Genomic DNA, 22,974 nt, shown 5'->3' on the forward strand with positions numbered 1-22,974 from the left:
CGGTCACCGGCGACCATTGCAGTCTACGCCTGTGATCACACAACGAAAAAGCGGCGCGGAAAATTCCGCGCCGCTTGTTTCGGGTCCTTGGGAGGGGAAGGCGTCAGCCGCGCTTGGCGTCGATCGAATAGGCGCCGGCGCCCGAGGAGGCGAGCAGGATGAAGCCGCCGGTGATGGCGAGGTTCTTGAGGAACTGGATCATCTGCATCTGGTCGGCCCAGCCGGTGTGGGCGACCAGCCCGGTTGCGATCGTGAAGATGGCGAGCACCCAGGCGGCGATCCTGGTCTGGAAACCGACGAGGACGGCAAGGCCGCCAAGCAGCTCGATCAGGCCGACGATGACGGCCGTCGCCGTCGGTGCCGGCAGGCCGAGGCCGCCGAAATAGGCGGCGGTGCCGGAAATGGCTGATAGTTTGCCGAATCCGGACAGCAGGAAAATGACTGCGAGCAGGATACGGCCGAGCAGGATGGTGACAGAACTGTTGGACGCGGTGCCGGCGCCGGCGGCGGAAGTGTTGATGGACATGGTGGCTCTCCGAATGGGTTGAATGACCACTCACATAGACGATGCCGACTGTTCACCAAAGTCGGCTATGCGGCGACACATTGTTCACAGGAAGGATGTTTTCGGGATTGGCGGCCGCGCGCGAAAATCGTGTCGCGGGATTGGGTTGGAGAAGTAAATTGTGCTGCCGCAAAACGGGATCCTCGGTTCCGAAGTTTGCGAGCACTTGCTTCGGAGATTAGCCGAGACGCTCGTGACGTCGTCATCCACGGGCGAAGCAAGGAGCGAAGCGACGCGCGCAGACCCGAGGATCCATGCCGCGACCTCAAAACAGTCGCAAGCGGTGGAGGATCTACACCGTTGTGCCCTTCGACTGAAGTAGCGGCATGGATTCCAGGGTCTTCGCGACGGGGCTTCGCTCCTGCATCGCCCTGGAATGACGACCTCTTGGGCCTGTCCGCAGGGACCTACCCCGGATGGGTCATGTCCTCCGGCCGCACCAGACGGTCATAGTCGGCCTCGCTGACCAGTCCGGTTGCCAGCGCTTCCTCGCGCAGCGTCGTGCCTTTCTTGTGCGCGGTCTTGGCGATCTTGGCCGCGTTGTCGTAGCCGATGGTGGGCGCAAGCGCAGTCACCAGCATCAGCGAACGGTCGAGGGCCGCCTTGATGTTGTCCTCTCGCGCCTCGATGCCGACGACGCAATTGTCGGTGAAGGAGACCGAAGCGTCGGCCAGCAGCTGCACCGACTGGAGGAAGTTGTAGGCCATCAGCGGATTGTAGACGTTGAGCTCGAAATGGCCCTGGCTGCCGGCGAATGTCAGCGCCGCATTGTTGCCGAACACCTGCACGCAGACCTGCGTCATCGCCTCGCACTGCGTCGGGTTGACCTTGCCCGGCATGATCGAGGAGCCGGGCTCGTTTTCCGGCAGCGACAATTCGCCGAGGCCCGAGCGCGGACCGGAGCCAAGGAAACGGATGTCGTTGGCGATCTTGAACAGTGCCGCGGCCGCCGCATTGATGGCGCCGTGCGAGAAAACCATGGAATCGTGGGCGGCGAGCGCTTCGAACTTGTTCGGCGCGGTGACGAAGGTGATTCCCGATATGGCGGCGATACGATCGGCCACCCGCTCGGCGAAACCGACCGGCGCGTTGAGGCCTGTACCCACGGCGGTGCCGCCTTGCGCCAGTTCCTGCAGGCCGGGCAGCGTCAATTCGATGCGTTTGATCGACGAGGCGACCTGCGCCGCGTAGCCGGAGAATTCCTGGCCGAGGGTAAGGGGGGTGGCATCCTGAGTGTGGGTGCGGCCGATCTTGATGATGTGATTGAAGTCCCGGCTCTTGGCGGCGAGCGCCTTGTGCAGGTGCTTCAGCGCCGGCAAGAGGTCGTGCACGATGCGCTCGGCGCAGGCAATGTGCATGGCCGTCGGGTAGGTGTCGTTCGACGACTGGCTCATATTGACGTGGTCGTTCGGGTGCACCGGCTTTTTCGAGCCCATGACGCCGCCCAGCATTTCGATCGCGCGGTTCGAGATCACCTCGTTGGCGTTCATGTTGGACTGCGTGCCCGAGCCGGTCTGCCAGACCACCAGCGGGAAATGATCGTTGAGCTTGCCGTCGATGACCTCTTGCGCGGCCTCGATGATCGCCTTGCCGATGGCCGGATCGAGCCGCTTGAGTTCCATATTGGCTTCCGCCGCCGCCCGCTTGACGATACCCAGCGCGCGCACGATCGAAGCCGGCTGCTTTTCCCAACCGATCTTGAAGTTTCCCAGGGAACGCTGCGCCTGCGCGCCCCAATACCGGTCGGCGGCAACCTCGATGGGGCCGAACGTATCGGTTTCAGTTCTGGTCTTTTCAGCGCTCACGGGAAATCTCCGGTCTGTCGATTTGCGCAAGGGCGTATCGCGTTGCACAAATGGCTTCAAGCGGAGAATGACGCGGGTGCGGATGCAAATCGGTTGAAGGAAAGGTCAATCTCCCCCCTCGTGGGGGAGATGCCCGGCAGGGCAGAGGGGGGCGCGAAGGATCGCGGCGTCTGGAAGATGAGATAACGGACACGGCGGCCCGGAATTGCGCATCGACAATCCTTTCCGCGACCTTCGAACAGGAGTGGAAGGCTGGCGGGACAGCGCCCCCCTCTGGCCTGCCGGCCATCTCCCCCACAAGGGAGATTAGCTGTCCTCACCCTGCCGTATAGCCGCCGTCGATGGCAAAGATCGCGCCGCTGGCCCAGGCGGCCTCGTCGCTGGCAAGATAGACCGCCATCCCGGCGAGGTCGTCAGGGCGGCCGATGCGGCCCAGCGGATAGCTGCGCTCGACATAGGCTTTCAGTTCCGCCTTTGCCTCGACCGGCAGGTTGTCGACGGTCTTGCGCCGCATGGCCGTGTCGACCGTGCCGGGCGCGATGGCGTTGACGCGGATGCCGCGCGGGCCAAGTTCGAAGGCGAGCGATTTGGTCAGCGAATTCAGCGCGCCCTTGGACAGGGAGTAGAGGCTGGACGGACGCTTCGGGATCATCTTGTCGGCGAAGTAGGACGAGATGTTGATGACGGATGCGCCGGTGCCGAAATGCTGCAGCAGCCCCTGTGTGAGGAAGAAGGCCGCCGACACATTGAGCGCGAAGGAGTGCTGGAACTGCGCCTCGCTGACGGTCTCGAATGGCACGAGATAGGCAACACCGGCATTGTTGACGAGAACGTCGAGCGGCCGGCCGGAAGCTTTCGCGTGCTCGACCGCCGCTGCTATGCCGGGGCTGGTGGCGAGATCGGCCGACAATGTCTCAACGGTGCCGACTGGGCCGGAAGCCGTCAGCTTCTGGCGAGCGGCTTCGAGCTTGCCCGCGTCGCGGCCGACGATCAGCACATCGGCGCCCTCGCGCAGGAATGCCTCGGCGATCGCCAGGCCGATGCCGTCCGATCCACCGGTGATCAACGCCCGCTTGCCGTGAAGCCTCATCGCTCACCTCACCATGTGTTTGGCATCAAACAGAGGGATCGCACCGCATGTGCGCGACGGGGTCAAGCCATCGGGCTATCCCAGGGTATGAACTTCGGCAGCCGACTGCTCACGCGCGGGCGGTCGAGCGATCCCGAGTGGCCAGCCGAGCGGCGACATAGGTCTTGACCTGCTGGATCGCCTGTTCGCGCGAGACGCTGCCTGGCTGCAGGCCGAGGCGAAGCCAAAGTCCGTCGATCAAGGCCGTGACGCCAAGCGCGATGTCGTCGGCCTCGCTGGGTGAGGCGAGGCCGCGCAGGCCGGACAACAGGTTCGAGCGCATGCGCCCGTGGATCACCTTCTGGATGCGCGCCAGCTTTTCATCGCGCGGCACCTCGGCGCAGAGCGAAAGCCAGGCATGGCAAAGAGGCGGCAGGAAGAGATGCTCCTCGAAATTGCCCTCGATCACCGCATCCAGGCGTTCCATCGACGTCCGTGCCTGGCGAAGCCTTGCGACCACCGCGTCGCCCAGGACCGCGTTGGCCTCGCGCATGGCGTGCTCGAACAGTTCCTGCTTGTTGCGGAAGTAGTGCAGCACGATGCCTTTGGAGGCACCGGCCTGGGCGGCGACCTTTTCCAGCGTGGCCCCAGCAATGCCTTCGCGCTCCAGAACCGCGAAGGCCGCCTGCCGCAATTCCTTGCGGCGTATGTCGCCGAGGCGCTTCAGTTTCACGGGATCGTTCCATGCATCACGAATCCACGTTGACATTTTCGTCCCGCGAGATCAATCATTGACCAGTGGGATAATAAAAAGACCGATTGGTCAATTTGAGCAATGAGGAGAACGGAATGTTGCGCATCCTTGCAAACGGAGCCTGGCTTGCCGCGCTGGCCCTGGCCTCGCAGGCGGCCCAGGCGGCGGACGCCGAGCAATGCCGCGTGGTCCGCATGGCCGAGCCCGGCTGGAACGATCTCGCTTTCACCACGGGTGTGGGCAATGTGCTTCTGCAAGCGCTGGGCTATCAGCCACAGAGCGAGGTGCTCGGCATCAACGTCATCTACGAAGGCATGAAGAACCGCGATCTCGACCTGTTCCTGGGTTACTGGGACCCGGCGATGGTCACTTATTACGAGCCCTACAAGAAGGACGGTTCGATCGAGAATGTGCGAGTCAATCTCGTCGGCGCCAAATACACGTTTGCCGTACCGACCTATGTCTGGGAGGCAGGGGTCAAGGACGTCTCCGACCTGCACAAGTTCGCCGACAAGTTCGGCAAGAAGATGTACGGCATCGAGCCCGGCTCCAACCAGCTGATGATGGATGCCATCGCCGATCCGGCTTTTGGCCTCGATGGCTGGCACGTGGTCGAGTCCAGCGAAGCCGGCATGCTGTCTGAGGTCGGCTACGAGATCAAGGAGAAGCAGTTCATCGTCTTCCAGGGCTGGGCGCCGCATCCCATGAACACCATGTACGACTTCAAGTACCTGACCGGCGGCGACAAATTCTTCGGCCCGAATTTCGGCGCCGCGACGGTGACGACGCAGGTCCGCAAGGGCTACCTGCAGGAATGTCCGAACGTCGCGCGGCTCCTCGGAAATCTCGTCTTCGACATCGACTTCGAGAATGTCGGCATGGGCTACCTCATCAATGACGGCATGAAGCCGGAGGACGGGGCGCTGAAGGCGATCACGCTGAACAAGAACCGCCTCGATGCCTGGCTCGCCGGTGTCACCACTTTCGATGGCAAGCCTGGTCTTGCCGCCGTCAAGGAAAAGCTCGGCCTGTGAGACTGCCGGACGCCTTGCCCGTTGCCGAGGTGGAACAGGACGCCTGGGCCGCCCGCAAGCAATGGGTCCATACCGGCGATCTCGACATCGCCTATGTCGAGATCGCCGGCGCCGGGCCGCCGCTGTTGCTGATTCATGGTTTCACGGACACCAGCCGCAGCTTTTCACTGCTGGCGCCGCATCTGGCCGGCCGCCGGCTGATCATGCCCGACTTGCGCGGCCATGGTGCCTCGCAAGCGGGCGACGGCTGCCGCGTCGCGGATTTCGCCGAGGACATTGCCGGGTTGATCCGGCACCTGCGGTTGGACCGGCCTGTCGTCGTCGGTCATTCTCTGGGCGGCATGGTGGCGATTGCCTTGGCCGCTTGGCATCCGGGCCTGGTCGGTGGCCTGGTCGTGCTGGCCAGCGCGTTGAAGCCCGGCTTCACGCCGGACCATCCGTTGCCGGTCGGCATCCGGGCCTTGCGCGACCCGATATCGCCAACCGATCCGTTCTTTGCCTGGTGGCATGCATGTGGGGCCTCGGTACCGCAGCCTTTTCTCGTCGGCCTGGCGAAGGAAGCTTCCGCCATGCCGGCGGCCCGCTGGCGCGGCATTCTCGAGGAAGTCCGCATGACCGACCTGGCAACCGAGGCACGGGCGGTACGGACCCGGACGCTGATCATCGCCGGCGCCTGCGACCCACTTTTCGGCGAGGCGCACCAGCAGGCTTTGGCCGAGGCGCTGACCGGATCCAGTCTCGTCCGGGCGCAAAATTGCGGTCACAATCCCCACTGGGAGGACCCGGCCTTTGTCGCCTCGGCGATCGCGGAAATGTTGACCGGCCGCTGATCATCTCAACAGCGATCGGGCCGTGGGCACCAGCCGCAACGTCTCTGCCGGCTTTGTGCTGACGGCTTGCATGCTCTGAATGAGCGCCCGCCACGCCGGCGAAGCGGCGAGGCTATGGTTGGCATGGGCATCGGCGTCGTGGAAGCCGGTAACGGCGACGAAGACGTCTTCTCCGGCGCGCACGGGAAGTCGCGGGAACGTGTTTGCGGCCGGCTCCGTCACGAAGGCGCCGAGCAGACGCGCGCCGTTCTGGGCAAGCCGCGCAACCATCTCCGCCCGGAAGCGCCCGGCGACATCGGCCCCGGTGCCCGGCCGCAAATGATGAATCGAAATCTCAACCAGACCGGGCAACCCATTCCGATCGCTTGTGCTTTTGGCCGCCGATGGCCGGCGCAGCCCCGACAGATCGAAGCCGGCATCCGGCCACGCCGGTCGCAGCAGCAACACATCGTCGGAATCGATCATCGTCGCATTGGCGGCATCGCGGTGTGCGGCCCATACAGGGCCGTCATAGAACGCGCCCAGAGCGTCCTTGCGGGCATCCATGCTGTCGAAGCCGCGCATCCAGACGAACATGTCGGGGCGGTCCAGGTCACGGAATTGGCCGATGATGGTCATCCCCGCGTCTTCCTGGCTTTCGATGAACTCCGTGTCGAAGATCTCGATCAACGTTTCGCGCCGGCCGGGCTTCAACGTGTACTGGCGCAATTCGACGATCGGTGAGGCGAGCGCCACCGGCTTCGGCGTGGCATTCGGGGTCGGGTTCATCCGGCGTTCTCCAAAACAGGTTGATCACCCTGTTTATAAACAGACCGGTTGCCCTGTTTTGTCAACATGCTATCCTTCGAGAATGTCAGCAGAGCTCAACATCCGGCCAAGGCGAGCCCGAGGCAAACGCATCAACGACCCTGAGGGCATGCGCCGGAAAGTGCTCGACGTCGCGGAAGACGCGTTTCAGGCACGCGGCTATCATGCTTCCAGCCTCGGCGACCTGATGGCGGCGGCAGGCGTCAGCGCCGGCGCGCTGCATCATCATTTCCCGACGAAGAAGGCGCTGGCGCTGGCGGTCATCGACGAGCGTGTGGCGGCGGCGGTCGAGGAAACGTGGATCGCCCCGGTGCAAGCGGCGGCTTCGGCGCGTGATGGCGTGCGTCAGGTGTTCGAAGCCGTGGCGGCGGAACTGGAACGGCAAGGTTTCGTGCGCGGCTGCCCGCTCAACAATCTGGCGCATGAGCTCTCGCTCGCCGATCCCGAGTTCCGGATTGCGCTTGCCGGCATCTTCGCTGCATGGCGGCAGGCGATCGCCGACAAGATCAGCGCCGACCAGCAGGAGGGCAGGGAGCAAGGCACGGACCCCCGGCAGTTTGCGATGGTTGCCGTCGCCGCCTATTCCGGTGCCATGTCGATGGCCAAGGCAGCGCAGGACGCCAGCCCGTTGCGCGATTGCCTTGCGGCGTTCGAGAGCGCCGCGCAAGCGGCATCATCGCAGGGCGATCCGGGGGCGAGGCGACGTCGCAGGGTGCTGCGGCGGTACGGCGGCATTTGAGGCAGGCTACAGCCCAGCTTTGCGGCGATGCCGCGGCGAGCGCGGACAGCCGGTTCCTAGATCTAGTCGGCCAAAGGCTTGATCGTCTCGTAGCCGTTCGCTGATTCCGCGCTGGTGCCTTCATCGTAGCGCCGGGCGAGAGCGGCCTGCAGATCGGGTGAATAGAGTGCCGTGAAGGCGTCGAGTGTCTCTCCGCCTCCGCTCTTGAAGGTCTCCGTGACGGCGAGCACATTGTATTTGCAGTCGCCCAGGCTGAACGTCTCCTTGGCCAGCGTCAGTGTCTTGGTGGCATTCGGCTGCTTGCTGGGCGACAGCTCGACGAACTCGATCGTGCTCTTGGCTCCCGCCTTGAGTGGAAACAGTTTTCGCAAATCGGCAAACGGGACAATTGCCAGCCGACCCGTCTCGCTGTCGCGAAAAACCTCGATGGCGGCTCTTTCCTGCGGCGATCGCCGTGGCGAGGACTGAACTTTACTGCCGCCCGCCCTCCATGCTGAAATCCCCGATGATGAATCGCCCTTCCTCCATATTGCTCTCGCGCCGTGGGTTTCTGCTGCAGGCCGCCGGTCTTGCCGCCGCCGGTGCGCTTTCACGCCCGGCGTTCGGTCAGACCGGGCAGCGCATCCAGCCTGTCGACGCCACCTTCCTGTTCGTCGCCGATGTCCATGCCTGCCGCATGGCGAGCGGCTTGAGCCCCAATTGCCAGCTGGAAGGCAAGACGGACGCGGCGCTGCTGCGCAACGTCGCGGCGTTGAACGCCATCGGTGACAAGGAGTGGCCGGCCGAGATCAACGCCATCGCCACCGGCCTGCGGCCTGCCGGTAGCCGCATCGGCACGCCGCTCGGCCTTGTCGTCGGCGGTGACATCACCGACGATGGCGGCGGCCAGATCACCGAGCCCAGCGAAGGCACCCAACTCCTGCAGTTCAGCCAGCGCTATCAGCAAGGCATGGGTCCCGACCGCGTGCATGTTCCGGTTTATGTCGGCCTCGGCAATCACGACCTCGACCAGAACGGGCCGCCGCACCATGTCGACTGGTACCGGCGCGAAATGCGCGACTATGTCGAGGTCAATCATCGCGCCGGCGTGTTCTTCAAGCCGCCGGTGCCGGCCACCAGCTACGATGTCGACACCGACTGCTATTCATGGGACTGGGGCGGCCTGCATCTGGTGCAGACCCATCGCTTCACCGGCGACACCGGCCATGGCGCCGACAACGGCCTGCCTTGGCTCAGGCAGGACCTGGCGACCTATGCCGCCGACGGCCGCCCGGTCATCCTGTTCCAGCACTATGGCTGGGATATTTTTTCGACGGAGCGGTGGGACCCCGCCAGGAGGGCGTTTGACGACGAAGGCAAGGGAGCGTCGCATTGGTGGAGCGATGCAGACCGCCAGGCATTGCTGGCGGCCCTGAAGGGCTACAACGTTATCGCCATCTTCCACGGTCATCAGCATGAGGTGCCGATGATCTATCAACGCGACGGCCTCGATCTCTTCAAGCCGAAAGCGGCCTATATGGGTGGCTTCGCTCTGGCGCGTGTCACCGACGACAGTCTGGACGTCGTGTTGGGTGAAGCCAGCGACGATCATGGCGATGTGATTTTCACCAACGCCTTCAGCAAATCGCTGAAGACGTGAAAAGGGCCGCTCGACGCGGCCCTTCCACAGCGATCAAAGCGATTTCTTGACCTTGTCCTTCACGTCGCCATAGGCCTTCTGCACCTTGCCGGTGGCCTTGTCGGCCATGCCTTCGGCCTGTGTCTGCCTGTTGCCGGTCGCTTTGCCGGCAGCCTGCTTGATCGAGCCTTTCACCTGCTTGGCGACGCCGGCCACCTGATCCTTGTTCACCATTTTTCGCATCTCCTGGTTCGCCTGGGCAAACGAGCCGGCACGGTTTCGGTTCCAGCAGCCGCTGCTTGGGTCGGCAAGACAGGTGCCTTTCGGCGGCCGGGTCGGCAGGCTAGAGTGCCGGCCAGCGCACTCCGCAAGAAGCAACACCGCCAAAGGGGGACAGATGTCGGAATTCACGCTTTATATCGGCAACAAGTGCTTTTCATCCTGGTCGCTCAGGCCCTGGGTGGCGATGCGGCACCTGGAGATACCGTTCGAAGAGGGGTTCGTGCGGCTGCGCACGCCGGAAACCGCGGCCAACCTGGCGAAAGTGTCGCCGACCGGTCAGGTGCCCGTCCTGAATCACAAGGGAAGGATCGTCTGGGAAACCCTTGCCATCCTTGAATACCTCGCCGACCTCTTTCCTGAGAAAAAGCTCTGGCCGGCCGATATCGGCGCCCGGGCGCTGGCGCGTTCGGCGGCGACCGAGATGCATTCCGGGTTTCGCGAAGTCCGCTATGGCTGGCCGATGAACTTGCGCCGGCCCAAGGGGCACAAGCCGCTCGACGCCGAAGGCGAGATCCAACGTGCCCGCATCGAGGCGCTGTGGCGCGAGTGCCGTGAGAAACACGGCAAGGACGGCCCGTTTCTATTCGGCCATTTCACCGCGGCCGATGCCATGTACGCGCCCGTCGTCACCCGTTTCGACACCTATGGCGGCGATCTGGCGCCCGACACCAGGGCTTATGTCGACGCGGTTCTGGCGACGCCGGCCATGCGCCAATGGTACGCCGAGGCAGCCAGGGAGACATGGCCGGAGCCGGGGCCGGACGAGTAGGGTCTGTGCGGAACGATCTTCCCCAGGGGTCGGGATCGACCACTTGCGGCGTTTTCATCTGGCGGATTTTCGGCTCGATGGCGCAACGTTTGACAGGCGTCTGAAACACGCGTAGAAGAAATTCGTCGATATTTGTTTGACTGACTTTTGTTATCCGCGCTTTCGAGCGCGCCTTTGACGAACTTCCCACATCAAAAATCGAGACAAACGACGTTGTGCATCCGCATGACGGCGAACGAATATTTGCCATGGAAAGGGTTCGTCATGAGCACCGGCACAGTTAAGTGGTTCAACGCCACCAAAGGTTTTGGTTTTATTCAGCCTGACGACGGCTCCGCCGACGTTTTTGTCCACATCTCGGCCGTGGAACGCGCCGGCATGCGCGACATCGTCGAGGGGCAGAAGCTCGGCTACGAGATGGTCCGCGACAACAAGTCGGGCAAGATGTCCGCCGACCAGTTGAAGGCGGCGTGAAGTAAGAATTCAGCCGTCGCGGTGACCACGGATGTACTGGCACTGGTGAACGGCGAATTCGGGCGCATTGCCACGGGAAACCTGAGTTTCCAAGGTTTGTGCTGCCCATCAGGAGCCAGCTTGTGCATCCAGTTGGATGCGCGGCGGCTCCCAGGGAAGGTCAGGCGGTGCCTGGCCTTTTTCATTTTACGCTTGTTGCCGCCGAAAATGCGCTGCGCATTGGGCTGAACGTGCTAAGGGACGCTGCAGCATTCTGAATCCGCTGCCGCATCGCTTTGTACTGGTCCCGACCGAAGACCCGGTCTCGCCCTATCGGTACCAGGCTCCTGACAGGAGAAAGATCTTGACCGCCCATTCGAAGCCAGCCGTCGACCCGGCCGTGTCGCTTTTCAGCAAGACGCAAACCCAGTCGATGTCGCTCAACCGCATCATTTCCGAACGGGATGCCGTCAGCGAAGCACGGGAAGCCAAGACCGCGCGCCTGCGCGAACTGCGGCTGGAGAAGGAGGCCGACGAGATGGCGGCCGCCGCCGCGCTCGCGGCGCTGCCGAAACGAGCCGGAAAACGCTGATGGCCACCAAGCGCGTACCGCCAACGCCGATCGCGGCCGATGCGACCATAGCCGACATGGTCGAAACCCTGGACAAGCCGGTCGAATATGTCCGGCGCGTGCTGGAAAAACTCGAACGCTGCAAGCGCGCCCATGGCGATGCCCAGGTGCGCGTCGGTGTGCGCGGCCGCGCCGAAGCCCCGAACTACCTGATCGAATATGTCCGCGAGGACAAAAAGACCCAGGAGCGGGTGACCTACCAGGACGCCGCCTACAGCGGCAGCACGCATCGTGAGCTGGCGCCGCATCACATCGCGGAAGCGCGGAACTGGTCGCCCGAGGAGATGAACATCACGGCGGTTTCGGCCCTGATCGGCCGCTTGCGCAATCCGCGCGCACCATCATCGCGTTTCGCCGACGAGGACTGACATGGCCATAAAATTCTCCGCCAAGGACCAGCCGGCGGCGCCGGCTTCGACCGCAAAGCCGGCCAAGCCGGTTGCGGCGCCGAAGGCGACCAAGGCCGACGAGGCAGCGACCGATCTGTTCAAGTCGCCGGTCGACGCACCGAAGGGCAAGACGGGCAAGAAGAAGTAGCGCCTTGCCTCGGGATGCCGATCGCAACCTTGCCGCTTCGGGGCCGTTTGCCGTGCTAGCCGCGAGCAGTCCGCCTTCGTCAGCTCCTGTCTTCGATTGCCAGAGCTGCGGGGCCTGCTGCTCCTATTCGGCCGAATGGCCGCGCTTTTCGACCGAGGACGATGCGCAGCTCGACCGGATCCCGGAAAAACATGTGGCCGCCGACCTGTCGGGCATGCGCTGCGACGGCGTGCGCTGTTCGGCCCTGTCCGGCGAAGTCGGCAAGTCGACCGCTTGCACCATCTATGAACTGCGACCGGATGTCTGCCGCGCCTGCATGCCTGGCGATGACGAGTGCCTGATGGCGCGCCGGGCGCTCGGATTTTCTACCTCTTAGCAGCGAATGACTGTCGCTTGTGCACGCCTGGCTTGCTGGCTAGGTTGCGTCAGGGCAGGGCGCCGGAGGAGATCATCGTGAGCATCGAATTTCTGTTGACGTCGCTGATCGTCGTGGCTTCGCCCGGCACCGGCGTTCTCTACACGCTGAGCGCCGGGCTTTCGCGCGGCGCCCGGGCCTCGATCATTGCCGCCTTTGGCTGCACGCTCGGCATCATTCCGCATATGGCGGCCGCCATCACCGGCCTTGCGGCGTTGCTGCACACCAGTGCTGTCGCCTTCGAGACCCTGAAATATCTCGGCGTCGCCTATCTGCTCTACATGGCCTGGAACACGCTGAAGGAGAAGGGCGGCCTGAGCGTCGAGGAAAATGTCGCGCCGCGTTCGGCCGGCAAGGTGATCGCCACCGGCATCCTCGTCAACGTGCTCAATCCGAAACTGTCGATCTTCTTCTTCGCCTTCCTGCCGCAATTCGTCAGCACCACCGAGCCCAATGCACTGTCGAAGATGCTGGAGCTCAGCTCGGTCTTCATGCTTTTGACCTTCGTGGTCTTCGTCGGCTACGGCATCTTCGCGGCCTCGATCCGCAGCCATGTCGTGTCGCGCCCGATGGTGCTGACCTGGATGCGCCGGACTTTTGCCGGCGCCTTCGTCATGCTCGGCGCCAAGCTGGCGCTGGCGGACAGGTGATCGACTGGCCTAGCCCTTTACGTAACCCATCGCCTCGATGATGCGCCCGTCCGCGACGCGCATCAGGTTGACGCCGCGCAGCGAACTGCCGTCGGCCATCAAATAGCGCCAGCGGATCGTGGCGCGGTCGCCCGCCACGAAAGTCTCCTCGAGGTCGAAGCGCGTGCCGGGCGCGGTGGCGATCGCCGACCACAGCTCGACGCAGGCCGCCTTGCCGGCGCGGCGTGCGCCGTCCGGCGCCGGCGTGGTGTTCTCGATCACGCAGTCCTGCGCCACCAATTCGTCGAGCGCCGAGGGGTCGTGGCGCTGGAAGACGTCATTATAGCGCCGCATGATTTCAGCCGTTTCGCCGGAGCGGTTGGCCATGGCGATGTCGATGATCAATTCCTGGGTCACTGGATTTTCTCCTTCCGTCCTTAGTGAGTTACGAGGTTCGCCTTCAGCGTGATCGCTGCGACACCGGCCAGAGCCCGCGAGACGAGGCATCCAGCCTTGGCCGACTGCGCCAGCCGCTCGAAGTCGGCGGCGGCAAGCCCGGCGACATGCGCCTCCGTCTCAAGCTCGATGCGGGTAATCGTCGGTCCGGCCGCGGTGGCGCCCAGATGCACCTTTGCGATCGTGTGGATATTGCTTGCGATATGACCTTCACGGCCAAGCACGGCGGTGAGCGCCATCGAAAAGCAGCCGGCATGGGCGGCCGCGATCAGTTCCTCCGGATTGGTGCCCGGACCGTTTTCGAAGCGGGACGGGAACGAGTAGGCGCCCTCGAAGGCGCCACTGCCCAGCCTGAGCCGGCCGGATCCCTCCTTGAGCGTGCCGTGCCATTCGGCCGATGCGTCGCGAACTGTCATTGCTTTCTCTCCTCTGGTTGGTGAATAGGGGGCTCACGCGCCGTCGATGACGACCTTGCCGAACACGTCGCCCTGCATGAAATGCCGATACGCCTCGCGCGCTTCGGCGAATGGGAAGATCTTGTCGATGACGGGCTTCAAGCGATGCGCCGCGACGGCGGCATGCATCGCCTCCAGGCCGCTGCGGCTGCCGACGAAGACGCGGCCGATGGTGACAAGACTGCGCTGGTAGACGGCGGCTGGGATCTCGACCGATCTGCCCTTCTGGTCCTGGACCGTCAGCAGCACGATGCGTCCGTAGAGGGAGCTTGCGATCAGCGATTGCATAAAGGTCGCAGGCCCGCCGGTCTCGACAGTCAAATCGATGCCGCCTGTCGCCTCGCGCAGCTTCATGCCCCAATCGGGCGTCTCGGCCGTTGCGATGACGAGGTCGGCGCCGAGTGCGCGCAACCGGTCGGATTTTTCGGCGCGGGAAGTGACGGCCGCCACGCGGCAGCCCATCAGCTTGGCAAACTGCAGCGCAAACAGCGCGACGCCGCCCGAGCCGATAACCAGCACCCATTGCCCGGGTTTTGGGGCGTCCGCGCCCGTCAGCGCGCTCCAGGCTGTCAGCCCCGCGCAGGTAAATGTCGCGGCTTCATGCCAGTCGAGGTGCGCAGGCAGCCGCACCGCCCATTGCTCGTCGAGCACAGCGTATTCACCGAGCATGCCGTCCAGCGTGCAGCCGAGCTGGTCGATCAGCCCGGCGTTGATGCGGCCGTCGATCCAGCGGGCGAAATAGCTGCCGGTTACACGGTCGCCGACGGCAAAGCGGGTGACATCATCGCCGACGGCCACCACTTCGCCGGCGCCATCGCTCAGCGGCACGATGCCGGCTCGCGGCGTCAGCGGATAGGTGCCGTTGAGGATCATCGTGTCGCGGCGATTGAGCGAGGTGGCGCGTACCCGCATCAGGATCTGATGCGGACCCGGCTGGACGACCGCGTCCTCGCGCATCGCCAGCCTGTCGAGGCCGCCGTCCTGTCCTTCCAGCCGATAGTTTTGCATCGTCGCCTCTCAAATATGTAGACCGATTTACATATTATGTAGACCGATTGTCATATTCGGGGCAAGCCCTATAATGCGCGCTCCTGACAGAGGTTGACATGGCGACAGACACACGCACGCGGATGATCGAGGCGACGGCACTGCTTTTGCGGCGGCGCGGCTATCACGGCACTTCGCTCAACGACATTTTGACTGCAAGCGGCGCACCGCGCGGCTCGCTCTATTTCCATTTCCCGGGCGGCAAGGACCAACTGGTCATCGAGGTGACTCGCGCCAGCGTGGCCGACGTGACCGAGCGGCTGGGCGCCCAACTGGCGACGGAAAGCGATCCGGCGGTCGCCGTCCACCACATTTACCAGTCTGTCGCCCGCATGCTGGAGGACAACGAGTTTTCGCTCGGCTGCCCGATCGCGCCCGTCGTGCTCGATGCGCCGAACGACGTGCCCGAGCTCGAAGAGATCTGCCGCTCAGCTTTCGAGCAGTGGATCGGCCTGCTGCGGCAGGCCTTCGTCAGGGCAGGGGTGCCCGAGCGCCGCGCGCATGCTTTGGCGCTGCTGGTCGAATCGTCGCTGGAAGGCCTGATGGTGATTGCCCGCGCCACCCGCGACCGCTCGTCACTCAACGCCGTGGCCGACGAAGTGGCTGCACTCATCGAGCAGGCCGTGCTCGCCGGCAAGGTGGCGCAGCAGGCCGAGAGCGCTGCTTAAGAAAGGAAGGTGCCGGCCGAGTTAACTGCCAAAACGAAAAAGGGCGGCATTTCTGCCGCCCTTTCCGTATGCATAAAGCCAAGTTGGCTGGATTGAAGTCCATGCCGCCACTCAAGCCCGCTAGGGGGCTTGAGCAACTTGGATTCATGGGCGTGCTTTATGGACTTCTTAGAAGTCCATGCCGCCACTCAAGCCCGCTAGCGGGCTTGAGCAACTTGGATTCATGGGCGTGCTTTATGGACTTCTTAGAAGTCCATGCCGCCCATGCCGCCCATGCCGCCGCCGCCCATGCCGCCAGGCATGCCGCCGCCAGCCGAGTCCTTCTTCGGAGCTTCGGCGATCATGGCTTCGGTGGTGACGAGCAGGCCGGCGACCGAGGCCGCGTCCTGGAGAGCCGTGCGCACGACTTTGACCGGATCGACGATACCCATGGTGATCATGTCACCATATTCGCCGGTCTGGGCGTTGTAACCGAAGGTCGCGCCCTTGTTCTCGAGGATCTTGCCGGCAACGATCGAAGCTTCCGCACCAGCGTTCGACGCGATCTGGCGGGCCGGAGCCTGCAGCGCACGACGCACGATGTTGATGCCAGCGGCCTGATCGGCGTTGGCGCCGGTCGACTTGATGTTGGCCGAAGCGCGCAGTAGGGCAACGCCACCGCCAGCAACGATGCCTTCTTCCACGGCCGCGCGGGTCGCGTTGAGGGCGTCATCGACGCGGTCCTTCTTTTCCTTGACTTCGACTTCCGTCGCACCGCCGACGCGGATCACGGCAACGCCGCCGGCGAGCTTCGCCAGACGTTCCTGCAGCTTCTCTTTGTCGTAGTCCGAGGTGGTCTCTTCGATCTGCTGCTTGATCTGGGCAACGCGGCCCTGGATCTCGGCCTTCTTGCCGGCGCCGTCGACGATGGTGGTGTTCTCCTTGGAGATCGACACCTTCTTGGCGCGGCCGAGCATGTTGAGGCCGACATTCTCGAGCTTGATGCCGAGGTCTTCCGAGATGACCTGGCCACCGGTGAGGATGGCGATGTCTTCCAGCATGGCCTTGCGGCGATCACCGAAGCCCGGCGCCTTGACGGCGGCGATCTTCAGGCCACCACGCAGCTTGTTGACGACCAGCGTGGCCAGGGCCTCGCCCTCGACGTCTTCCGAGATGATGAGCAGCGGCTTCGAGGTCTGCACGACGGCCTCGAGGACCGGCAGCATGGCCTGCAGGTTGGAGAGCTTCTTCTCGTGCAGGAGGATGTAGACGTCCTCGAGCTCGGCAACCATCTTGTCGGCGTTGGTGACGAAGTAGGGCGAGAGGTAGCCGCGGTCGAACTGCATGCCTTCGACGACTTCCAGTTCGGTCTCGGCGGTCTTGGCTTCCTCAACCGTGATGACGCCTTCGTTGCCGACCTTCTGCATCGCTTCCGCGATCATCTTGCCGACCGACTCGTCGCCATTGGCCGAGATCGTGCCGACCTGCGCGACTTCCTCGGAGGTCTTGATCTTCTTGGCGGCCTTGCCGAGAGCGGCGACCACTTCGGTGACGGCGAGATCGATGCCGCGCTTCAGGTCCATCGGGTTCATGCCGGCGGCAACCGACTTGTGGCCTTCCTGGACGATCGACTGCGCCAGAACGGTCGCGGTCGTGGTGCCGTCGCCGGCGATGTCGTTGGTCTTCGAAGCAACTTCGCGGACCATCTGCGCGCCCATGTTCTCGAACTTGTCTTCAAGCTCGATTTCCTTGGCGACGGTGACGCCGTCCTTGGTGATGCGCGGGGCGCCGAACGACTTGTCGATGACGACGTTGCGGCCCTTGGGGCCGAGCGTGACCTTCACCGCGTCGGCGAGGATGTTGACGCCGCGCAGCATGCGCTCGCGGGCGTCGCGGGAGAATTTTACGTCTTTGGCAGCCATGTTTTAGCTCCTGGCAGAGGCTCGAACCGAGCCCGAAAATTCAGTTGACGGTAAGGCCGATAATCAGCCGATGATGCCCATGATGTCGGATTCCTTCATGATCAGAAGGTCTTCGCCATTGAGCTTGACTTCGGTGCCCGACCACTTGCCGAACAGGATGCGGTCGCCGGCCTTGACGTCCAGGGGGACCAACTTGCCAGCTTCGTCGCGGGCGCCGGAGCCGACGGCGATGATTTCGCCTTCCTGCGGCTTTTCCTTCGCCGTATCCGGGATGATGATCCCGCCGGCGGTCTTGGATTCGGATTCGACCCGGCGAACGACCACGCGGTCATGAAGCGGGCGGAACTTCGACTTTGCCATTTTTTCTTCCTCGATGAGAACAGTGAGAAACAGTTCCTCCATCCGGCGAAGCCGGACATGTGGTTAGCACTCACCAAGGGCGAGTGCTAACGTGGCGCTGAAATAGGCGTGTGGCCCTCGAGAGTCAAGGCGCGCGGCAAGGGGCGTCAGCGCGAAATTTTGCTCTTGCCGCATCGTCGCGAAGAATGCGGCGGTTATCGGCCGCGATCTGGCAGAATGGTGGTCAGTTCGATGGAAGCGCTGGGCATCGATTGTTCAATGCCCAAGGCGTAGGCCGATCTCCTGGGTTTCTAGATCCACCAGGAGGCTGTTCCTTTCGAAAAACCGTATCCCGACGATGTTATGTTCAAGACCCGGTACAATCTCCACTTCGGGCTTGTAGGTGGTTGTAAAATTCCAATCGTCCTGACCTTCGGTTTTCACCGCAACCTTCGTGCCGGCGTCTAATGACCTATACGGTTTGGACGTGTCGGTCGGGACCATAATGGTTGAGTTCCCTGTGTCGTATAGCGTTGGCCGACAATTGGGTTTGGAGTTCCATGAGAGGCAGGATTCAAAGGTTGGGAAATTGTAGCGCGGGTTGGCCTGTTTCCATTTCTGCATCTTGAAAGTCTTCTTTACGTCATCCGGAACGCCGATGTGCAAGGCTCGAACCTCAGGGCAATTGCCCTGCTCGTTTGTGCATGGCTTCCACGTGCTGCCGATCGGGGAGAGGTAATAACCTCTGTGCAGGACTGTCCCTACGCTTACAGCGGCCATCGGCGACCTGATCATCTGATTTGGCCCATCGCCTCCAATGGGCGAGATGCCAAAAATGCCTTTTGGCCAGAGCGGACCGCCGACAATTTCACCTGTGTCACGTCTGACTTGCTTGTAGCGAATGAGGAACGAGACCCGCCTGTCCGTGGAAGCCGATGAGACCGGCGAACCAAAAGTCACGCGCGCTGAAGCCACATTTCCATACTCATCGTAGGTGCCATAATGCATGACTACCTTCTTGGTGGTGACAAGTATCCCATCGAACTCCCGACTTTCTGTAATCTTAATGCCGTCCTCGGAACAGAGTTCGGCGGGGAGCGCCGATAGACACTCGATTGTCATACCACTAGACCCTGTATCCAACAAAATCGGCTGATCGATTTTCCGATTTCCTAGGGAAATAATATTCACATAAAGCATGTGAATGTTCTGTGGATTTCCGGGGTACTCTAGTTTCGTCAATGGAATAGCCGTTGGGCCGTCGTCAGCTTCAGATGAAGCGGGCGAATAAATGAGTGCGCAAAATAGGGTCGACAGCACCGCCCCAGATATCTTCATTTCCTTACCGTGTTTCTAATCGATAGATTTCATCGGGGCCGAACATGGAGTATTGCATGGCGTTTTGCAATTTCCGTCTCTTTCAGTGCACGCTGCTGTAGACTCAAACTTTCGGCGACCGCAGCACCAGAAGCGGGCATCTCTCGGCGAGCCCGTAGCCGCCGGTTGGAGCAATGCGGACGTCGTTGAAGAATGCTTCCGCCTCGGCCACGAGCTGCGCTGGTGGTGCAAAACTGTAGATGGCCGTGGAGTTCCGGTAAACGTCGATGGTGGCGATGACAGGCAGGTCCCAGCCCGTCCGCGCGGAAAGTTCCTGGCGGTCAGGGAAGAGTGCATCGAACCTTTCCGCGATCGTCCTGACTGGAATCGCATGGTCGGGAGCGCGGCCTGTCGCGGTCATGGCGACGCGCAATTTGAGCTCGTGGAAAGTGGAGACACCGCCAGAAAGCGCAAGCGCCTGCACCGCTGCCGGATCGTCCGGTGTCTCGGGACCGGCGAAGAGACGCAGGCCCGCGCGGCCATCAGGGCGCAGCACGCGGGCGATTGCCGCGAACAGCGCTCGGCGCGCGGTTGAAAGCCCGAGCACCGACAGGCAGCCGTCGCCGATCACCGCATCGACGCTTGCATCGGAAACCGGCAGGTCGAGCCAGTCGCCTTTGACAGCCTTTCGCGACGCAGTGTCGCCTGGCCAGATTCCAGCGATCATGTCGGAGGATTCGTCGACGGCCATCATGGTCGCGCCGAGCCCGGCGAGTTCCGGAGTCACACCGAGCAGAACGACATGCGCCTCCGAAAGGTCGAGCTCGCGATGGTAGGTTTCCACCGCTTCCGTGGGGGGGCGCAGCGGCGGTCCGAGCAACTTCCAGTGCCCTCGAATGGCATTCCAATGATCAGTCATCCCTGGCCCCAAGCCGGCATTGTATTCAAATGCATAATCGAGGACGCTAATGAAACCAAGTGCGGGGGGCGCATGACACGCATCGCGGTTATTACACATGAGTTCGACAGGTTCGAACGCCGGCGCGGCCCGCTGTTGCGCCGCGACAGTCCCTACATGCTCTTTGATTTGCTGGAAGAACTGAAACGGCGCGGCCATTCCGTCCGCATACTCTCAGGAACGTCGGCGAAGCCAGAGGCCGATATAGCGGTGCTGCATGTCGATGCGACCGTGACGCCACCCGAATATGTCGAATACGCGCGCGCTTTTCCCTTCTGCCTGAACGTTGGGGCAGCCGACATCTCCAAGCGCCGTGTCAGCGGCGCCGTGATCGGCAGGGATGACGACTGGCCAGGGCCGGTCATCGTCAAGAGCAATCTCAACAATCTGGGAATGCGTGAGCAGTCGCTTAACCGGCGATCGCGACGTGCCGGAAAGCCGGAGCCATTTCCCGGCGTCGAGCTTATCGAGGGCTACCACGTCTGTACGTCCCTTTCGGATGTTGCGCCTGCGGTGTTCGACCGAAGGGATCTCGTCGTCGAAAAGTTCATTCCCGAGCCGGAACCGGACGGCTTTGGCGCCCGCTTCTGGACATTTTGCGGGGAGCGCGAGCGCTGCACCCGCCATATTTCGCCACAAAGCCTGGTCAAAGGCGACGACACGATCCGTCGTGAGCCGGTTCCGGTTCCCGAGGAGCTGCGCGCGCTGAGGCGCGAACTTGGCTTTGACTATGGCAAGTTCGACTTTGTCATGCACGAGGGCAGGGCGGTGCTGCTTGACGCCAACAAGACACCCGGCGGCGCCCGCAATCTTTCTGCCTTTCTCGCCGCCGGCAATGCCAATCTTGCCGACGGCTTCGAAGGCCTCATCCGCGAGTTTACATAACCGGCGTCCTGACATTCATGTCGGCAGTCACCCTCTTATTCGGCGTGGCTTCACGACGATCATCAGGCTTACAAGAACACCCGCAACTGGGTGTGGATGATCGACCGGTAATCCTCGATCGTGCGCCGGCCTTCTTCCTCATCTTGCGTCAGGGCCAGGCGCACGACGCCGCCGGCAAGCTGGAAGATGAGAAAGACCAGGCGTGCGAATGCCTCGCGCTGCTCCGCCTGAAGCATCGGACCGACATGGTCGCAGAATATCTTCGACTGATGTCTCGTCTCGGCGATGTCGAGATGTTGCAGCGCCTTATCGGCCTGGATGGCATTCTGCAGGTCCTGAATGGCCGGGTCAGCCGCGACACGGCTGTAGTAGTCGTTGAGCAGGCGGTCCGCGGCGCCGGTCACGTCGCCCAGCCCCTGGATTTCGGCGATGATCGCGCCGAAGCGCGCCCGGCTGACCTCCGAGAACCGCTCATAGAGCATCGCCAGGATCGCCGACTTGTTGGGAAAGTAGTGGTAGACGGTGGCGATCGGCCCGCCCGCCAGCATGCCGACCTCCTTCATGGTGACGGCGTCGATGCCCTTTTCGCCGATCAGCCGCATGGTGGTCGACAGGATGGCGTCGATGCGTTCGCGGCTGCGCTCCTGCTTGGGTCTGCGCCTGGGCTCGGTGGCCGTTCGTGTTGCTTCCGTCATGCACCGTTCTTTCACGCGCGTTCCCGAATTCCGGTTGACAAAAAATATGATCAAGTATCAGTTTCTTAAATGCTGACAGATTGTCAGCTTTTCTGCCGCGCGGCAAGGACGTTGGGAGGCGCCTTTGACTTCGACAAGCACCGGTCTTCAGGGCGACGGCGACTGGCTGGTCGGCAATCCGACCGGCGGCCAGCTTGCCTCGGCCTTGTGGATCGGGTCGGTCGGCCTGCTCATCCTCGGCCTGCAGCCCGTCCTACTTGGCGCGCTCTATACCGGGGGCCATGTCAGCGGCGACGAGCTGGCACTGGTCGCCACCGCCGAGATGATCGCCATCGCGATCGGCTCGGCGATCGTCGCGATGCTGCTCTCCGCCCGCAACATGCGCTGGAAGAGTGCGGCCCTGCTGCTGCTCTTGGCGCTGGCCAATGTCTGGACGGCCTATGCCGCCGGCGCCAACACGCTGATGGCGGCTCGCGCGCTGGCCGGCCTCGCCGAAGGTGGCCTTGTCGCGGTCGCCACCGAACTGATCGCCCGTTCGCGGCGCGCCGAACGCATCGGCGGTTTTTTCGTCACCATGCAGACGCTGGCGCAATGCGCTCTTGCCTTGCTGCTGGCGCTCTATGTCATTCCCGCCGCCGGATCGGCGGGCGGCTTCCTAGTTCTCGCGGTCGTCTGTGTCGCGTCGTTCGTGGTCGCCTTCATTGTCCCCGCCGACTATGCCGACCTGCCGAAGGACGAGAACCTCGCCAATGTGCTGACGGGTCCCTCTATCACCGCGCTGTTGTCGGTCTTCTGCTACTTCATGTTCTTCGGCGCGGTCTGGGCGTTTTTGGAACCTCTCGGCGCCCAATTCGGCATCGATGGCCGCACCGTCGGGCTGATCGTCTCGGCCAGCCTCGCGGCGCAGGTGCTGGGCGCGATGACGGCGACCGTGTTCGAGGCGCGCATCGACTATCGCCTTGCCATCGCCGCGATCGGCATCGTCGCGCTTGCCGCCTCGCTCGTGCTTGCCGGTGGACCTGGCCTCGCGACATTCTGGGTCGCCGCCCTAGTCATGGGTTTCATCCTGCTGTTCATCGTGCCCTACCAGATCCGGCTGGCGATCACCGCCGACGAGACGCGCACCGCCGTGCTGCTGGTGCCGGCCGCCCAGCTTTTCGGCCTGGCGATCGGGCCGGTCGCGGCGTCGCAGCTCATCGACGGCAAGGATTTTCGCCCGGTTCCGGAATTCGCCGCCGCGAGCGCCGTTGCCAGCGTGGCGCTGCTCGGCCTGTTTGTCCTCGTGGCGCGGCGTCGCCGGGCTATTGCGTGAGCGG

At 63.1% G+C, this 22,974-nt stretch carries 29 protein-coding genes; 14 read left to right on the forward strand and 15 right to left on the reverse strand.

Annotation, left to right across the window (positions count from 1 at the left end):
- Nucleotides 1-103: 103 nt before the first annotated feature.
- The 4 genes from EN850_RS01625 to betI form a co-directional block, all read right to left on the reverse strand.
- Nucleotides 104-526: a DoxX family protein gene (locus EN850_RS01625; protein ID WP_127871488.1), complete on the reverse strand. Its 423-nt coding sequence runs from the start codon at nt 524-526 to the stop codon at nt 104-106.
- A gap of 446 nt (nt 527-972) precedes the next feature.
- Nucleotides 973-2,370, reverse strand: a complete 1,398-nt coding sequence (gene fumC, locus EN850_RS01630) for a class II fumarate hydratase (RefSeq protein ID WP_136090460.1) — start codon at nt 2,368-2,370, stop codon at nt 973-975.
- 316 nt (nt 2,371-2,686) lie between these two features.
- Complete coding sequence (locus tag EN850_RS01635) at nt 2,687-3,460, reverse strand: SDR family oxidoreductase (RefSeq protein ID WP_135883573.1); 774 nt, start codon at nt 3,458-3,460, stop codon at nt 2,687-2,689.
- Between the two features lie 109 nt (nt 3,461-3,569).
- Nucleotides 3,570-4,208: a transcriptional regulator BetI gene (gene betI / locus EN850_RS01640; RefSeq protein WP_135915372.1), complete on the reverse strand. Its 639-nt coding sequence runs from the start codon at nt 4,206-4,208 to the stop codon at nt 3,570-3,572.
- An 80-nt stretch (nt 4,209-4,288) separates the two neighbouring features.
- On the opposite strand from betI, the gene choX reads away from it, so the two are divergent.
- Nucleotides 4,289-5,227 carry a choline ABC transporter substrate-binding protein gene (gene choX, locus EN850_RS01645; protein ID WP_135915373.1) on the forward strand — a complete coding sequence of 313 codons (939 nt, stop codon included), beginning with the start codon at nt 4,289-4,291 and terminating at the stop codon, nt 5,225-5,227.
- Complete coding sequence (locus EN850_RS01650; RefSeq protein ID WP_189524068.1) at nt 5,224-6,057, forward strand: alpha/beta hydrolase; 834 nt, start codon at nt 5,224-5,226, stop codon at nt 6,055-6,057. The genes choX and EN850_RS01650 overlap by 4 nt, the downstream gene beginning before the upstream one ends.
- Here the strand turns inward: EN850_RS01650 and EN850_RS01655 are convergent, their stop codons facing one another.
- Entirely contained in the window at nt 6,058-6,825 is a 768-nt protein-coding gene (locus tag EN850_RS01655) for an NIPSNAP family protein (RefSeq protein WP_136090461.1), read from the reverse strand.
- Nucleotides 6,826-6,973: 148 nt separating this feature from the next.
- Between EN850_RS01655 and EN850_RS01660 the strand changes: the two genes are divergently transcribed.
- Nucleotides 6,974-7,603: a TetR/AcrR family transcriptional regulator gene (locus tag EN850_RS01660; RefSeq protein WP_189343625.1), complete on the forward strand. Its 630-nt coding sequence runs from the start codon at nt 6,974-6,976 to the stop codon at nt 7,601-7,603.
- A gap of 62 nt (nt 7,604-7,665) precedes the next feature.
- Here the strand turns inward: EN850_RS01660 and EN850_RS01665 are convergent, their stop codons facing one another.
- Nucleotides 7,666-7,974, reverse strand: a complete 309-nt coding sequence (locus EN850_RS01665; protein ID WP_246689127.1) for a hypothetical protein — start codon at nt 7,972-7,974, stop codon at nt 7,666-7,668.
- A 134-nt stretch (nt 7,975-8,108) separates the two neighbouring features.
- Between EN850_RS01665 and EN850_RS01670 the strand changes: the two genes are divergently transcribed.
- Nucleotides 8,109-9,242, forward strand: coding sequence for a metallophosphoesterase (locus EN850_RS01670; protein WP_189590942.1), 1,134 nt, complete (start codon nt 8,109-8,111; stop codon nt 9,240-9,242).
- A gap of 33 nt (nt 9,243-9,275) precedes the next feature.
- On the opposite strand, the gene EN850_RS01675 is transcribed toward EN850_RS01670, so the two are convergent.
- Nucleotides 9,276-9,464: a CsbD family protein gene (locus EN850_RS01675; RefSeq protein ID WP_167531207.1), complete on the reverse strand. Its 189-nt coding sequence runs from the start codon at nt 9,462-9,464 to the stop codon at nt 9,276-9,278.
- Nucleotides 9,465-9,618: 154 nt separating this feature from the next.
- Between EN850_RS01675 and EN850_RS01680 the strand changes: the two genes are divergently transcribed.
- From EN850_RS01680 to EN850_RS01710, 7 genes are all read left to right on the forward strand, one after another.
- Nucleotides 9,619-10,272, forward strand: a complete 654-nt coding sequence (locus EN850_RS01680) for a glutathione S-transferase family protein (RefSeq protein ID WP_136090463.1) — start codon at nt 9,619-9,621, stop codon at nt 10,270-10,272.
- Nucleotides 10,273-10,536: 264 nt separating this feature from the next.
- Nucleotides 10,537-10,746, forward strand: coding sequence for a cold-shock protein (locus EN850_RS01685; RefSeq protein ID WP_010915421.1), 210 nt, complete (start codon nt 10,537-10,539; stop codon nt 10,744-10,746).
- 343 nt (nt 10,747-11,089) lie between these two features.
- Nucleotides 11,090-11,317 (forward strand): hypothetical protein, encoded by a 228-nt coding sequence (locus EN850_RS01690; RefSeq protein ID WP_127280426.1) that lies wholly within the window; start codon nt 11,090-11,092, stop codon nt 11,315-11,317.
- Complete coding sequence (locus EN850_RS01695; protein ID WP_056562978.1) at nt 11,317-11,724, forward strand: hypothetical protein; 408 nt, start codon at nt 11,317-11,319, stop codon at nt 11,722-11,724. Before EN850_RS01690 ends, EN850_RS01695 begins: the two co-directional genes overlap by 1 nt.
- 1 nt (nt 11,725) lies before the next feature.
- On the forward strand, nt 11,726-11,893 hold the full coding sequence (locus tag EN850_RS01700; RefSeq protein ID WP_136090464.1) for a hypothetical protein: 168 nt from the start codon (nt 11,726-11,728) through the stop codon (nt 11,891-11,893).
- A 52-nt stretch (nt 11,894-11,945) separates the two neighbouring features.
- Nucleotides 11,946-12,269 carry a YkgJ family cysteine cluster protein gene (locus EN850_RS01705; protein WP_189343643.1) on the forward strand — a complete coding sequence of 108 codons (324 nt, stop codon included), beginning with the start codon at nt 11,946-11,948 and terminating at the stop codon, nt 12,267-12,269.
- A 77-nt stretch (nt 12,270-12,346) separates the two neighbouring features.
- Complete coding sequence (locus EN850_RS01710) at nt 12,347-12,958, forward strand: LysE family translocator (RefSeq protein WP_135863877.1); 612 nt, start codon at nt 12,347-12,349, stop codon at nt 12,956-12,958.
- 9 nt (nt 12,959-12,967) lie between these two features.
- Here the strand turns inward: EN850_RS01710 and EN850_RS01715 are convergent, their stop codons facing one another.
- From EN850_RS01715 to EN850_RS01725, 3 genes are read right to left on the reverse strand one after another with little or no spacing between them, the layout of a single operon-like run.
- Nucleotides 12,968-13,354 (reverse strand): nuclear transport factor 2 family protein, encoded by a 387-nt coding sequence (locus EN850_RS01715; protein ID WP_135883580.1) that lies wholly within the window; start codon nt 13,352-13,354, stop codon nt 12,968-12,970.
- A 20-nt stretch (nt 13,355-13,374) separates the two neighbouring features.
- Nucleotides 13,375-13,809, reverse strand: coding sequence for an OsmC family protein (locus EN850_RS01720; RefSeq protein WP_127871502.1), 435 nt, complete (start codon nt 13,807-13,809; stop codon nt 13,375-13,377).
- Between the two features lie 33 nt (nt 13,810-13,842).
- Nucleotides 13,843-14,856, reverse strand: coding sequence for an NAD(P)-dependent alcohol dehydrogenase (locus EN850_RS01725; RefSeq protein WP_136090465.1), 1,014 nt, complete (start codon nt 14,854-14,856; stop codon nt 13,843-13,845).
- 98 nt (nt 14,857-14,954) lie between these two features.
- On the opposite strand from EN850_RS01725, the gene EN850_RS01730 reads away from it, so the two are divergent.
- Nucleotides 14,955-15,563, forward strand: a complete 609-nt coding sequence (locus EN850_RS01730) for a TetR/AcrR family transcriptional regulator (protein ID WP_127871504.1) — start codon at nt 14,955-14,957, stop codon at nt 15,561-15,563.
- Nucleotides 15,564-15,808: 245 nt separating this feature from the next.
- On the opposite strand, the gene groL is transcribed toward EN850_RS01730, so the two are convergent.
- The 4 genes from groL to EN850_RS01750 form a co-directional block, all read right to left on the reverse strand.
- Entirely contained in the window at nt 15,809-17,464 is a 1,656-nt protein-coding gene (groL, locus tag EN850_RS01735) for a chaperonin GroEL (protein WP_135883582.1), read from the reverse strand.
- A gap of 63 nt (nt 17,465-17,527) precedes the next feature.
- The gene (gene groES / locus EN850_RS01740; protein ID WP_006203049.1) at nt 17,528-17,824 is read right to left on the reverse strand and encodes a co-chaperone GroES; all 297 of its coding nucleotides are present in this window, start codon (nt 17,822-17,824) and stop codon (nt 17,528-17,530) included.
- A 255-nt stretch (nt 17,825-18,079) separates the two neighbouring features.
- Nucleotides 18,080-19,003: a hypothetical protein gene (locus EN850_RS01745; protein ID WP_135897763.1), complete on the reverse strand. Its 924-nt coding sequence runs from the start codon at nt 19,001-19,003 to the stop codon at nt 18,080-18,082.
- Between the two features lie 241 nt (nt 19,004-19,244).
- A complete protein-coding gene (locus EN850_RS01750; protein WP_246689128.1) occupies nt 19,245-20,237 on the reverse strand; it encodes a class I SAM-dependent methyltransferase in 993 nt (330 codons plus the stop codon).
- On the opposite strand from EN850_RS01750, the gene EN850_RS01755 reads away from it, so the two are divergent.
- Nucleotides 20,196-20,963 carry a hypothetical protein gene (locus EN850_RS01755; protein WP_246689129.1) on the forward strand — a complete coding sequence of 256 codons (768 nt, stop codon included), beginning with the start codon at nt 20,196-20,198 and terminating at the stop codon, nt 20,961-20,963. The two genes, EN850_RS01750 and EN850_RS01755, sit on opposite strands and share 42 nt — an antisense overlap.
- A 68-nt stretch (nt 20,964-21,031) precedes the next feature.
- Here the strand turns inward: EN850_RS01755 and EN850_RS01760 are convergent, their stop codons facing one another.
- The gene (locus EN850_RS01760; protein WP_135919750.1) at nt 21,032-21,658 is read right to left on the reverse strand and encodes a TetR/AcrR family transcriptional regulator; all 627 of its coding nucleotides are present in this window, start codon (nt 21,656-21,658) and stop codon (nt 21,032-21,034) included.
- A gap of 124 nt (nt 21,659-21,782) precedes the next feature.
- On the opposite strand from EN850_RS01760, the gene EN850_RS01765 reads away from it, so the two are divergent.
- The gene (locus EN850_RS01765; RefSeq protein WP_136090468.1) at nt 21,783-22,970 is read left to right on the forward strand and encodes an MFS transporter; all 1,188 of its coding nucleotides are present in this window, start codon (nt 21,783-21,785) and stop codon (nt 22,968-22,970) included.
- The last annotated feature ends 4 nt before the right edge of the window (nt 22,971-22,974 follow it).

This window comes from Mesorhizobium sp. M8A.F.Ca.ET.207.01.1.1 (assembly GCF_004794715.1).
Classification (GTDB): Bacteria; Pseudomonadota; Alphaproteobacteria; order Rhizobiales; family Rhizobiaceae; genus Mesorhizobium.

Excerpts from the sequence above, each read along its gene's own strand:
- EN850_RS01655 (WP_136090461.1), bottom strand. The coding sequence starts at position 6,825 with ATGAACCCGACCCCGAATGCCACGCCGAAGCCGGTGGCGCTCGCCTCA.
- choX (WP_135915373.1), top strand. The coding sequence starts at position 4,289 with ATGTTGCGCATCCTTGCAAACGGAGCCTGGCTTGCCGCGCTGGCCCTG.
- EN850_RS01695 (WP_056562978.1), top strand. The coding sequence starts at position 11,317 with ATGGCCACCAAGCGCGTACCGCCAACGCCGATCGCGGCCGATGCGACC.
- EN850_RS01730 (WP_127871504.1), top strand. The coding sequence starts at position 14,955 with ATGGCGACAGACACACGCACGCGGATGATCGAGGCGACGGCACTGCTT.
- EN850_RS01760 (WP_135919750.1), bottom strand. The coding sequence starts at position 21,658 with ATGACGGAAGCAACACGAACGGCCACCGAGCCCAGGCGCAGACCCAAG.
- EN850_RS01700 (WP_136090464.1), top strand. The coding sequence starts at position 11,726 with ATGGCCATAAAATTCTCCGCCAAGGACCAGCCGGCGGCGCCGGCTTCG.
- EN850_RS01670 (WP_189590942.1), top strand. The coding sequence starts at position 8,109 with ATGATGAATCGCCCTTCCTCCATATTGCTCTCGCGCCGTGGGTTTCTG.
- EN850_RS01755 (WP_246689129.1), top strand. The coding sequence starts at position 20,196 with ATGCTCTTTGATTTGCTGGAAGAACTGAAACGGCGCGGCCATTCCGTC.
- EN850_RS01750 (WP_246689128.1), bottom strand. The coding sequence starts at position 20,237 with ATGGCCGCGCCGTTTCAGTTCTTCCAGCAAATCAAAGAGCATGTAGGG.
- EN850_RS01635 (WP_135883573.1), bottom strand. The coding sequence starts at position 3,460 with ATGAGGCTTCACGGCAAGCGGGCGTTGATCACCGGTGGATCGGACGGC.
- betI (WP_135915372.1), bottom strand. The coding sequence starts at position 4,208 with ATGTCAACGTGGATTCGTGATGCATGGAACGATCCCGTGAAACTGAAG.
- EN850_RS01685 (WP_010915421.1), top strand. The coding sequence starts at position 10,537 with ATGAGCACCGGCACAGTTAAGTGGTTCAACGCCACCAAAGGTTTTGGT.
- EN850_RS01660 (WP_189343625.1), top strand. The coding sequence starts at position 6,974 with ATGCGCCGGAAAGTGCTCGACGTCGCGGAAGACGCGTTTCAGGCACGC.
- groES (WP_006203049.1), bottom strand. The coding sequence starts at position 17,824 with ATGGCAAAGTCGAAGTTCCGCCCGCTTCATGACCGCGTGGTCGTTCGC.
- EN850_RS01625 (WP_127871488.1), bottom strand. The coding sequence starts at position 526 with ATGTCCATCAACACTTCCGCCGCCGGCGCCGGCACCGCGTCCAACAGT.
- groL (WP_135883582.1), bottom strand. The coding sequence starts at position 17,464 with ATGGCTGCCAAAGACGTAAAATTCTCCCGCGACGCCCGCGAGCGCATG.
- EN850_RS01725 (WP_136090465.1), bottom strand. The coding sequence starts at position 14,856 with ATGCAAAACTATCGGCTGGAAGGACAGGACGGCGGCCTCGACAGGCTG.
- EN850_RS01675 (WP_167531207.1), bottom strand. The coding sequence starts at position 9,464 with ATGCGAAAAATGGTGAACAAGGATCAGGTGGCCGGCGTCGCCAAGCAG.
- EN850_RS01720 (WP_127871502.1), bottom strand. The coding sequence starts at position 13,809 with ATGACAGTTCGCGACGCATCGGCCGAATGGCACGGCACGCTCAAGGAG.
- EN850_RS01745 (WP_135897763.1), bottom strand. The coding sequence starts at position 19,003 with ATGCTTTATGTGAATATTATTTCCCTAGGAAATCGGAAAATCGATCAG.
- EN850_RS01680 (WP_136090463.1), top strand. The coding sequence starts at position 9,619 with ATGTCGGAATTCACGCTTTATATCGGCAACAAGTGCTTTTCATCCTGG.